The organism is Pseudomonas fragariae (ex Marin et al. 2024) (genome assembly GCF_059621105.1).
On the sequence record NZ_CM184369.1, the window covers coordinates 3620825 to 3632028 of the forward strand.

The 11204-nt window shown below is 60.9% G+C and carries 10 protein-coding genes and 1 pseudogene; 6 read left to right on the forward strand and 5 right to left on the reverse strand.

All coding sequences use genetic code 11. The features are described from left to right. The first annotated feature begins 21 nt into the window (after window positions 1–21). Entirely contained in the window at window positions 22–1158 is a 1137-nt protein-coding gene (locus AC54XV_RS15525) for a M14 family metallopeptidase (RefSeq protein ID WP_060409401.1), read from the forward strand. Window positions 1159–1194: 36 nt separating this feature from the next. On the opposite strand, the gene AC54XV_RS15530 is transcribed toward AC54XV_RS15525, so the two are convergent. Beyond that, window positions 1195–2424 (reverse strand): MFS transporter, encoded by a 1230-nt coding sequence (locus AC54XV_RS15530; protein WP_032619714.1) that lies wholly within the window; start codon window positions 2422–2424, stop codon window positions 1195–1197. 106 nt (window positions 2425–2530) lie between these two features. On the opposite strand from AC54XV_RS15530, the gene AC54XV_RS15535 reads away from it, so the two are divergent. After that, window positions 2531–3076 carry a TetR/AcrR family transcriptional regulator gene (locus AC54XV_RS15535; RefSeq protein WP_011268164.1) on the forward strand — a complete coding sequence of 182 codons (546 nt, stop codon included), beginning with the start codon at window positions 2531–2533 and terminating at the stop codon, window positions 3074–3076. A 78-nt stretch (window positions 3077–3154) separates the two neighbouring features. Further along, window positions 3155–4459 carry a leucine-rich repeat-containing protein kinase family protein gene (locus AC54XV_RS15540; RefSeq protein WP_060409399.1) on the forward strand — a complete coding sequence of 435 codons (1305 nt, stop codon included), beginning with the start codon at window positions 3155–3157 and terminating at the stop codon, window positions 4457–4459. 20 nt (window positions 4460–4479) lie between these two features. Here AC54XV_RS15540 and AC54XV_RS15545 read toward each other — a convergent pair whose 3' ends face one another. Beyond that, the gene (locus AC54XV_RS15545; protein ID WP_003364547.1) at window positions 4480–5184 is read right to left on the reverse strand and encodes a YebC/PmpR family DNA-binding transcriptional regulator; all 705 of its coding nucleotides are present in this window, start codon (window positions 5182–5184) and stop codon (window positions 4480–4482) included. A gap of 326 nt (window positions 5185–5510) precedes the next feature. Between AC54XV_RS15545 and tssI the strand changes: the two genes are divergently transcribed. Then, window positions 5511–7133, forward strand: coding sequence for a type VI secretion system tip protein TssI/VgrG (tssI, locus tag AC54XV_RS15550; protein WP_060409398.1), 1623 nt, complete (start codon window positions 5511–5513; stop codon window positions 7131–7133). Here tssI and AC54XV_RS15555 read toward each other — a convergent pair. Together AC54XV_RS15555 and AC54XV_RS15560 are read right to left on the reverse strand one after the other, a co-directional pair. Then, a complete protein-coding gene (locus tag AC54XV_RS15555) occupies window positions 7073–7846 on the reverse strand; it encodes an enoyl-CoA hydratase (RefSeq protein ID WP_011268167.1) in 774 nt (257 codons plus the stop codon). The two genes, tssI and AC54XV_RS15555, sit on opposite strands and share 61 nt — an antisense overlap. An 81-nt stretch (window positions 7847–7927) precedes the next feature. Continuing rightward, entirely contained in the window at window positions 7928–9145 is a 1218-nt protein-coding gene (locus AC54XV_RS15560) for an acetyl-CoA C-acyltransferase (protein WP_496717038.1), read from the reverse strand. Window positions 9146–9335: 190 nt separating this feature from the next. On the opposite strand from AC54XV_RS15560, the gene AC54XV_RS15565 reads away from it, so the two are divergent. Both AC54XV_RS15565 and AC54XV_RS15570 read left to right on the forward strand, forming a co-directional pair. Continuing rightward, the gene (locus AC54XV_RS15565; protein WP_060409397.1) at window positions 9336–9815 is read left to right on the forward strand and encodes an LEA/WHy family protein; all 480 of its coding nucleotides are present in this window, start codon (window positions 9336–9338) and stop codon (window positions 9813–9815) included. 129 nt (window positions 9816–9944) lie between these two features. Next, window positions 9945–10823, forward strand: coding sequence for a glycoside hydrolase family protein (locus AC54XV_RS15570; RefSeq protein WP_003400585.1), 879 nt, complete (start codon window positions 9945–9947; stop codon window positions 10821–10823). 37 nt (window positions 10824–10860) lie between these two features. Here AC54XV_RS15570 and AC54XV_RS15575 read toward each other — a convergent pair. Further along, window positions 10861–11157 (reverse strand): annotated as a pseudogene (locus tag AC54XV_RS15575) (hypothetical protein); the annotation flags it as partial. Window positions 11158–11204: the final 47 nt, after the last annotated feature.

An 11204-nucleotide genomic window follows, 5' to 3' on the forward strand; every position in this document is an offset into this window, starting at 1 on the left:
TCTACGCAGCAGGCACCTATCTTGACTCTCACTATCGGTTCAGATTTCGACAGCGGCAACATTCAGGTTCTCGACGCAAGCGACCCGGCGCATATCAGGCTGGCGATTCGGCCCGACACGCAAAGCGCGCATTTCCAGTGGTTTCATTTCAAGGCAGACGGCCTGAACGTCGGCCAGACCTATGGCTTCAGCCTGACCAATGCCAGCCAATCCACTTTCAACAGTGCCTGGAGCGGCTACAACGCCGTGGCGTCCTACGACCATCAGAACTGGTTTCGTGTCGCGTCGGATTTCGACGGCAAGGCGCTGAATTTCAGCCTGGCCGCGGAGCAGCCGCAGGTCTGGTTTGCGTACTTCGAACCCTACAGCCGTGAACGCCATGACTGGCTGATCGAACAGGCGCAGGAAAAAGCCGGTACACAGTTGCTGGCTGTCGGCAAAAGCGTCGAGGGCCGGGATATTCAGCTGCTGCGCAAGGGTGACGGTGCCGAAGGCAAACGCAAGATCTGGATGATTGCCCAGCAGCACCCTGGCGAACACATGGCCGAATGGTTCATGGAGGGCGTGATCGAACGCCTCCAGCAAAAGGATGACGCCGCGCTGCAGCAATTGCTGGCCGAGGCAGACCTGTACCTGGTGCCGAACGTCAACCCGGACGGGGCCTTTCATGGCCACTTGCGCACCAACGCCAGCGGCAAGGACCTTAACCGTGCCTGGCAGGACAGTACCGAAGCGCTGAGCCCGGAAGTGTCCTTCATCAGGCAGCAGATGGAAAAATACGGCGTGGACATGTTCCTCGACGTGCACGGTGACGAGGAAATCCCCTACGTATTCACCGCGGCCTGCGAAGGCAATCCGGGGTATACCGCACAGCAACGCCAGCTTGAAGAGCGCTTTCGCAGCCGCCTGTGCGAGGTCAGCGACAACTTCCAGACGGCTCATGGCTACCCACGCGGCGCAGCCGGTCAGGCCAACATGAACCTGGCCGCCAATGCTGTGGGCGAACGCTACAAGTGCCTGTCACTGACCCTGGAAATGCCCTTCAAGGATCATGACAACGCGCCAGACCCAGTCACCGGCTGGTCAGGCAAGCGTTCCGCGCAACTGGCCGGGGACATACTGACCGTGCTGTCCGAGATGGTAAAAGAGCTGCGTTAAGGGCTCTGCTGTCTTCAGGCAAACCGAAATGCCCATCTACGCGTGGGCATTTTTGTTTGCGCTGGCCGCACGGCGTACGATCAGGCTGGCCAGCGCGATCAGCGCCAGCGTGATCACCACTGCCCCGTAGACATTACTGGTCATCACCAGCCCTGCCGAGTGGGCAAAGAATCCGGCGACCAGTGCCGGTATGCAGAAGGCCAGGTAACTGAGCACCAGAAAAGCCGACATCAGCCCGCCCCGCTCGTGGGCATGCGCCAGTGGCATGAGCATGCGCAGCGCGCCCAGAAAGCTCGATCCGAATCCCACACCTGCGACCACTGCGCCGACGAAAAACAACCACAACAAACCGAGGTTGATCGAAAGCAGGATCACCGCAACACCCAACGGCAGAAAGCTCGCGCCAACCCATAAGCCGAGCACCGGCTCACGCTGACGCAGCGTCAGAATCGCCGCAGCGCCGCTTAGAGTCAGCGCCGCAACCGCCAGGCCGCCATTGAGCGGTGAGGTGGAGCCGGTCGCCGCCACCAGCAAGGACGGGCTCAACGACAGAAAGAAGCCACCCAGTGCCCACGCGGCGATGTCCACCGGCAGGACCAGCCATAGCATGCGCCGTGCCTGCTGCGGAACATGCAACGAGGGCTTGAGGGATTGCCAGACACCGGGCTGGCGACTGACGGTTTCCTCGACGCGTCCCAGGTACAGGGCCTGACTCAGGAATGCGGCCAGCAGCAAGCAGTAACCGAGCATCAGCGGCAACGGCGCGTACTGCGCCAGCAGTGCCGTGCCCAGAGCGCCAACGGCCATGCCGAGCATCGGCGAAATACTGTTGATCAACGGTCCTTTGACCGAATCACTGTCCAGCAAGGCTGCGCCCAGTGCGCTGGCCGCCAGCCCCGTTGCAAAACCCTGCAGCAGGCGCGCGGCCACCAGCCAGCTGACATCACTGGCCAGAATGAACAGCAGCATCGAGACGCTTTGCAGCAGCAAGGCACCGAAAATCACCGGGCGCCGTCCCAGATAGTCAGACAACGATCCGCCCATCAACAAGGCAGCCAGCAGGCTGAATGCATACACTGCAAAAATCAGGGTGAGCACGCCCGCCGAGAATCCCCATGCCTCCTGATACAGGTGATAAAGCGGCGTGGGCGTGCTGGACGCGGCAAAAAAGCATAACGTGGTAAACGCCAGAAACCCGAGATGGTTTGGTGCCCGACCGTCAGACTTCACGTCTGGCGACGTCGAATCGTTTGAAGAAAGGGACATGGATACGCTCTCCGCCAATGCAATCTGTTAAAGCCATAAATTAGCTTTTGCGAAGTGTGCGACGTGATAGCGCTTAAAGCAAATACTTTGTGTTAAGGTCCGCCGTATGGCTATCAAAGAAGCAGTTCGCACCGGAGGCCGCAGTGCCCGGGTGCAGGAATCCATTCACCGCGCGGTCCGCGATTTGTTGCAGGAGCACGATCGGTCAGCACTCAGCGTGCCGATGATCGCGACCCGGGCAGGCGTCACGCCGTCGACCATTTATCGCCGCTGGGGTGATCTGACCACGTTGCTGGCGGACGCTGCCCTGGAGCGTCTGCGCCCTGACGTGCCGATCGATCAGGGCAGCCTGCATCAGGACCTGCTGACCTGGAGTGAAATGTATCTGGACGAAATGTCCTCGGCACCTGGCCGGGCATTGATGCGCGATGTCGCCGCCAGCACCTCCGGCTGTGTCGGCAAGTGCGCGGCAATGGTTCGCGAGCAGTTGCAGGTCATGATCGATCGTGCCATCGCTCGCGGCGAGGTTTCTCCCAGTGCCGACGACATGATCGATGCCGTCGTTGCACCGATGATTTACCGGATTCTGTATGCCGAATCGGCACCTGCGCCCGAACGCGTGCGTCAATGGGTCGACCGCTGCCTGAGCTGAGCCGCTTTGCAGGGAGTCAGCGGCGGCAACTCCCGTTATCATGCGCGCCTCGTCCGACATCAATGACCGAACCTATTCATGCATACCCTCGCAGACCTACGCGCCGGCAAGCTGGCAGGCATCAAACGGCTTGACCTCTCCTGTGGCCTGAGCGAATTCCCGGTCGAAATCTTCGACCTGGCCGACACGCTGGAAGTCTTGAACCTCAGCAGCAACAGGCTGACCTCGCTGCCTGACGACCTGGGTCGCCTGACCCGCCTGCGCGTGCTGTTCGCATCAGACAACGCCTTTATGCACCTGCCGGAAAGCATTGGCCAATGCCCGCAGTTGCAGATTGTCGGCCTCAAGGCCAACCGCATAGAGCAGGTCAGCGCCGCGGCACTGCCGCCGCGCCTGCGCTGGCTGATCCTCACCGACAACCGCATCGAGTCGCTGCCCGACGAACTGGGCTGCCGCCCGGACCTGCAAAAGCTGATGCTCGCCGGCAATCGCCTGCGCACCCTGCCCGCCACCCTCGCGCAGTGTCACAAGCTGGAGCTGATCCGCATTGCGGCCAATCGTCTGACCGAGTTGCCGGACTGGCTGCTGAGCCTGCCTGCGCTGGCATGGCTCGCCTTCGCCGACAACCCGCTGTGCGCAGAGCGTCCCAGCGCGCCGATCCGGGAAATCCCCTGGCAACATCTCAGTCTTCATCAACGCCTGGGCGAAGGTGCGTCGGGGATCATTCAACAAGCGGTCTGGCACGACGCCGGCGCTGAGCGCATGGCAGCGGTCAAGCTGTACAAGGGCGCGGTCACCAGCGATGGCTCGCCGCTCAATGAAATGGCGGCCTGCATTGCCGCAGGCCGCCACGCACAGCTGATCGAGGTGCTTGGACAGATCAGCGGGCATCCCGAGCAGCAGCGCGGCCTGGTCATGGCGCTGATAGCCCCCGATTTCGGCAATCTTGCCGGTCCGCCGAGCCTGGAATCCTGTAGCCGCGATGTCTACGCCAACGACACGCGCTTTTCCCTGCCGGTGCTGCTGCGCCTCGCTGAAGGCATCGCATCGGTCACCGCGCACCTGCACGCCCGCGGGATCACGCATGGCGACCTTTATGGTCACAACATTCTTGTGCAGGAGGATGGCCATTGCCTGCTCAGCGACTTCGGCGCGGCGTCCTTTCACCCGTCAGCCGGGCTGGGTGAGGCGCTGGAGCGCATCGAAACGCGGGCATTCGGTATCTTGCTGGGGGAATTGCTGGAGCGTTGCGAGGCAGATCCACAGGATCAGAACGTCATGGCGGGTCTACAGGCGCTGCAGGCGAGTTGCGTGCAGCCCGATTGCCAGCAACGACCGTCGCTGGCAGAGATTCTTCTACAGATCAAAACATGGAGCGCGTAAAGCGCTCCATTGCGCAGTGATCAGCCTGCCAGGCCCACGTAAACGTTCTGCACGTCATCATGGTTGTCGATGGCTTCGAGAAACGCTTCGACTTCGGCCATCTGCTCATCGGTCAGGCCGTCCACGGTGCTTTTCGGGCGATAGCCCAGTTGCGCGGACTGGACGGTGAAACCGAACTCCGGGAGCGCCTTGCAGACCGCGTCCATGTCGGTGGATTCGGTGAGGAACAGCGTCGCGCCCTCTTCACCTGGCTCGAAATCCTGAGCGCCGGCCTCGATTGCCGCCAGTTCCGGGTCAGCATCTGCTGCTGCAGGAACAGCCTCGATCATGCCCTGATACAAAAAGTCCCACGAAACCGAACCCGCAGCGCCCAACTGGCCCTTGCGGAACAGCACGCGAATTTCCGAGACCGTCCGGTTGATGTTGTCGGTCAGGCACTCGACGATCACCGGCACGCGGTGTGGCGCAAAACCTTCGTAGGTCAGACGCTCGAAATTGACGCTCTCACCCAGCAGGCCTGCGCCCTTCTTGATGGCACGCTCCAGGGTCTCGCGCGGCATCGAGGCCTTCTTGGCCTGCTCGACCACCAGCCGCAGACGCGAGTTCATGTCCGGGTCTGCGCCAGCGCGGGCTGCGATCATGATCTCCTTGGACAGCTTGCCAAACGTACGTCCCTTGGCATTGGCTGCCGCTTCTTTATGCTTGACCTTCCACTGTGCGCCCATGTCTGCTCTCTTGATTCGCTAGGCACCTCGCCGCCTGCGCCTGCATGACTGACAGAACGCGGCGCTGGCAAGGCGCTGAAAAAGGGTCACCGGCAAATACCCTGTCCGGCGCGGCGCATTTTATACGCGATCACGGCAGATGAAACCCCCGACAGACAGATTGGCCTTATGAACTCGCCAGGATGGCTGCCAATCCGGCCAACGGCAATCATCTTCTTTCCGTCACCGCTTGTAGGCTCTTTCCGAAAAACCTTGCAGCAATGCTTTTGCGCCTCCGTATTCCGTAACCTGCGCGGCCCCGTTTTTGAAGCTAGAGAGCCCCGCAGATGCGCAAGGACCTGCAAGTGCCCTTCATGCTGGCGATCACCGACTGCCAGCCGGATCTGCATATCATCAACTTCGCCGGCCATGAAGCCCTCAACGAAACGTATCGCTTCGACCTCTGGATGATCGGCAGCCACCCGCAGCTGGATGTGCGCAGCCTGCTGCATCGCGAAGCGTTTTTAAGCTTCGGCGAATCTGGCGGCGGCAGGCATGGCCGTATCGAGCATGCGGCCCGGCTGCACAGGGGGAATCGCGTGAGCCTTTACCATCTGATTCTGGTGCCTGATCTGCAGCGGCTGGCGCAACACCGACAACGCCGCACCTATCAGGACCGTGCGATTCCTCAACTGATCGTGCGCTTGCTTGAAGCACACGGTATCGAAACGAACGCTTACCGCTTCGAGCACGTGAACGGTCTTTATCCTGCCAGGCCGCTGCATATCCAGTACGACGAAAGCGATCTGCACCTGTTGCAGCGCCTGTGCGAGGAAGAAGGCATGCATTTCCGCTTCGAGCATCGCCGGAGCGGCCACCGGCTGGTGTTCTCGGACGACCCTGCCAGCTTTCCGGCGCAGCCATTGCCGGTGCGTTTCAAGCGCCCGCAAGCGTCAGACGTACCTAGAGAGACGCTGTTACACCTGGCCGAGCGACTGGGGTTTCCGCAGTTTTCAAGACAACCCGCCGACCACCCGCAACCTGCGCACGCACCTTCTTCGCCGCACGATGCACACCCTCTGACGATAGCGGCCAATCATGCCTTTCAACCGCCAGGCTTACGTGGAGCGATCAGTCCCCGGGAGGCACTGAGTCGGCAGCGTGGCAGTCGCGGACTGGAGCGCCTGCGCTGCGAACGGAGCGATGTCAGAGGACAAAGCATCGACACCGCCTTGCAGTGTGGTGAAGTCATTCAGGTGCTCGATCATCCGGAGCCATTGCTTAATGATCAGTGGTTGCTGACCGAAGTTGTTCACGCAGGCAGGCAGTTACAGGTGCTGAAGGGCGCCGCCGCTCATGATGCGCTGGCAATCCTGCGCATCCTCGTCGAAGCGCAACGTTCGTCACCCGAGGCTGAACAACTGCAAGGCAACGGTTACTGCAACAGCTTCAGGGTAATACCCTGGGCGACGCCGTTTCGCCCGTCGATCAGCCACCCTCGACCCATTGTCACCGGTGAGCATTTCGCCACCTTGCAGCGCAACGACAACCAACCGGACCCACCCGGATATCGTTCAATCCGCTTCGACTGGCACGCTCAAGGCCCGGAAGACCAACCCGCACGACGTTGGCCGATGGCAAAAGTCGCCTGCCCGGAGATTCATCGGCTACCGGCGGGTACACGTGTGCGGGTCCACTACCTCGACAATCATCCCGAACGCCCCGTGATCTGCGCGGCACTGTTAGCGAATCCGGGGCAGGACGCAGTGACTGCTTACCCCACCGACTGCGTTCGACTGGCGAACGGTCAGCGCCTGCACATCAACGCGCATGACGGATTGACAGTGCGCGGGCGGACCGCCGAGTTGCAGGTCGACGCGCAACGCATTCTGATCGTTGCCCATGCAGATCAGCAGTCCTTGAAATCGGGCTGGCGCTTGTCGATGAAGGCGCGCATGCCCTCCTTCTGATCCTGGCTGGCGAAGGCGGCGTGAAAGACCCGGCGTTCGAAGCGGATGCCTTCGGCCAGGCTGACCTCGAATGCGCGGTTGACGCTCTCCTTGACCATCATCGCCACTGGCAGGGATTTACTGGCGATGACCGCTGCCACTGCAAGCGCTTCCGGCAGCAACTGATCGAGCGGCAGCACGCGGGCCACCAGACCGGCGCGCTCGGCCTCGTGAGCATCGATCAATCGGCCGGTCAGGCACATCTCCATGGCCTTGGCCTTGCCGACTGCGCGGGTCAGACGCTGCGTTCCGCCCATCCCCGGCAACACGCCGAGATTGATCTCGGGCTGTCCAAACCTGGCGTTCTCGGCAGCCAGAATGAAATCGCACATCAATGCCAGTTCACAGCCGCCACCCAAGGCAAAACCGGCCACCGCAGCCACCAGGGGTTTGCGTCGGGCCGCGACCCGGTCGCTGTCACGAAACAGGTCATCGAGGTAGATCTGCGGGTAGGACAGGTCGACCATTTCCTTGATGTCCGCACCAGCGGCGAAGGCTTTTTCCGAGCCGGTCAGCACGATGCAGCCGATCGCACTGTCCGCCTCGAACTGATCGAGCGCATGGTTCAACTCGTTGATCAGACGCGCATTCAAGGCGTTCAACGCGTTGGGCCGGTTAAGTCTGATCAGGCCCACACTACCTATAATCTCAATGAGAATAGTCTCGTAAAGCATTGATAAATATCCTTTTTATTTAATTATGCAATCAGCAGCTTTTTATAGATTCAACATTCAATTATTAGATCAAGCTACTGATTAATAAGGCCAATTCAAAAACTCGATAGCTATCGCAGTAGCTTCACCGCCGCCGATGCAGATCGCCGCCAGGCCACGCTTGAGTTGTCGATGCCGCAAGGCCGCCAGCAGCGTCACGATGATCCGCGCACCCGAGGCGCCGATCGGATGACCAAGCGCGCAGGCACCTCCATTGACATTGACTTTATCGTGCGGGATGCCCAGCTCGCGCATTGCCACCAGTGGCACCACCGCAAAGGCTTCGTTGATCTCGAACAGATCCACATCATCCAGGCTCCAGCCTGTCTTGCCCAAAAGGCGCTGAATGGCGCCTATCGGCGCTGTTGGAAACAGGCCCGGCTCGTCGGCAAATGCCGCATGCGCATGAAACACCGCCAGAGGCCGCAGGCCACGCCTTTGAGCCTCGGACTGACGCATCAACAGCAGCGCTGCTGCGCCGTCGGAGATAGAACTGGAGTTGGCCGCGGTGACCGTGCCGCCCTCGCGAAAAGCGGGTTTGAGCGTGGGTATCTTGTCGGGACGTGCCTTGGGTGGCTGCTCATCGTGGGTGATTTGCCTCGACTCCTTGCCCACGGTGACTTGCACCGGCACGATCTCGGCGTCGAAATGGCCTTCGGCAATGGCCTTTTGCGCGCGAGCCAGTGAGGCCAGGGCAAACGCATCCTGCGCCTCGCGAGTGAAACCGTTGAGCCCGGCGCAGTCCTCGGCGAAGGTGCCCATCAGCCGTCCTGGCTCATAGGCATCTTCGAGGCCGTCGAGAAACATGTGATCGAGCACCTTGCCGTGCCCCATGCGATAACCGCTGCGCGCGCGGTCCAGCAGGTAAGGCGCATTGGACATGCTCTCCATGCCGCCAGCCACCGCCACCGCAGTACTGTCTGCCAGCAACAGGTCATGGGCCATGATTGCGCTCTGCATGCCGGAACCGCACATCTTGTTGACCGTGCTGCACAGCGTCGCATGGCTGAGCCCGGCACCCAGCGCCGCCTGCCGAGCGGGTGCCTGGCCCAGACCTGCCGGCAGCACACAACCAAACAGCACATGCTCCACGTCTGCAGGCTCGATGCCTGCCCGCTCGACAGCGGCACGGATGGCGATCGATCCCAGCGCGGTGGCACTGAGGCTCTGCAGATCGCCCTGAAAACCACCCATGGGCGTGCGCACGGCACTGACAATGACCACGGGGTCTTGATGAGGGGGTGTCCTTTCGATGGACATGGCTATCTCCAGTCTTGTTTTTATCGGTACGGTTTTCTAAAGGTACGGGGGAATCATCAACCTGCTGCCTTGCAGACGCAATGGTTGAGGCAGGCAGATTAGCCGCTATCCCGGCATCGTGCCCGACGCGGCGAATCTCTCACCACTGACGAGGTCTGAAGATCACTGAACCTGACGCTGGAGCACACGAATGCCGCTACGCCTGATCCGCGCCCTGCTCTCGGGGCTGCTCATCCTCGGCTTGAGCGCCTGTGCGCTGATTCCCCATCGAGACCCGCTGGCGATCAGTGTCGTGGGTATCGAACCCATCCCCGGCCAGGGCCTGGAACTGCGCATGGCAGTCACGTTGCGGGTGCAGAATCCAAACGAGACCGAGATCAACTACAGCGGCGTCGCGCTGGACCTGGACCTGAACGACAGGCTGCTGGCCTCCGGGGTCAGCAACCAGAAAGGCACTGTAGGACGCTTCTCCGAGGCAGTGCTGGTGGTGCCGGTCAGCGTGTCGGCATTCGCTGCCTTGCGCCAGGCACTGGGGCTTAGTCAGAGCCAGCGTCTGGACAATCTGCCCTATACGCTTCGCGGCAAGCTGGCCGGCGGCCTGTTCGGCACAATGCGCTTCAGTGACAGCGGCACGCTGGATTTGCGCCAGGCCGAGGGAGATCCCTGGTAACAAGTCATTACCGGTGGTAATGCCTGTCGGGGTTTGGCAGGGTATACGGGACGATACAGGTGGCATGCTTTCTGCTGGCTGACGGCAGCGCATGCTCTGCACCTCTCCACCCTCAAGGAAGATTTGCCAATGACCCCGCAGAACCCGTCAGCACGTTTTTTCCCGACCTTTCTGGCCCTTGTGGCGCTGATGCTCAGCCTGTGCGTAGCACCGGCATGGGCTGCAGAAAAAAGCGCCAAGCGCGGCATCGCCTACGACATCGCCCTGCCCGCCGACCTGAGTGCGTTATCTGCAGGCGTGAGCTGGTGGTACAACTGGAGCCCCAGGCCCCACGACCGCCTGGCGTCGTACGACTACGCCTCGATGTACGGCGTGGATTTCATTCCGATGGTATGGAACGGCAACGTTGACGACGGGCAGTTGAAGCAATACCTGCTGGCTCACTCAGCCATCCGCTATCTGCTGGTGATCAATGAGCCGAATCTGCTCGATCAGGCCAACATGACGCCCGAAGCGGCGGCCGGCTTCTGGCCGAGACTGGAACAGATCGCCGCCCAGACCGGCGTAAAACTGGTGGGGCCAGCGATGAACTGGGGAACCATGCCGGGCTACGGTGACCCGGTCGTGTGGCTCGATGCCTTCTACACAGCCTATCGGTCGATGAATCAGAATCGCGACCCGCGCATCGATTACCTGGCTTTTCACTGGTACGACTATGGCTTGCCAGGGATGCTCGACCGGCTGTCGAAGTACGGAAAACCCTTCTGGGTCACCGAGTTCGCCAATTGGCACGCTCCGGATGACGGAGCGCAGATTGATTCGGTCGACAAGCAGAAGCGGCAGATGGCGGAAATGGTCGCCACCCTTGAGCAGCGCCAGGACGTGTTCAGATACGCCTGGTTCACCGGCCGGATGAACCCTGACCCGCACTTTTCAAGTTTGCTGGACGCTGAGGGCAAGCTGACTGAGATGGGCCAGTATTACCTGTCGCTGCCACACAGCGAGTAAGCCCTTGCGGCTCGGTCAACGCATTTTCGCAGCCTCTCAGCGAGGCTGCGCCGATCTCGGTCAGACCGCTGATGATGTGCTGGGTGTAGGGAAATGAATGATCGGGTTCCAGGACTCTTGTCGAGATCAACAGCCCTTCCCTGACCAGCGTGTCGACTGTCGCCACGCAGACGTGGATTGCCGGGGCGCTTGAATAAGCGCGCACCAGCTCCCTGTAGATCTGACCGAAGGTCAGTTTTTGCGGTTTGCTGAAGTACAGGCGACCGACGATGCTCAACACCGCGAGGTCGACCCGCTGTTTTCCCTCACTCACCACGATTGCCTTTAACGTAATAAAAACTGACGCGCCGTCGGCTGATTATCCCTATTGCCCTTGCGCCA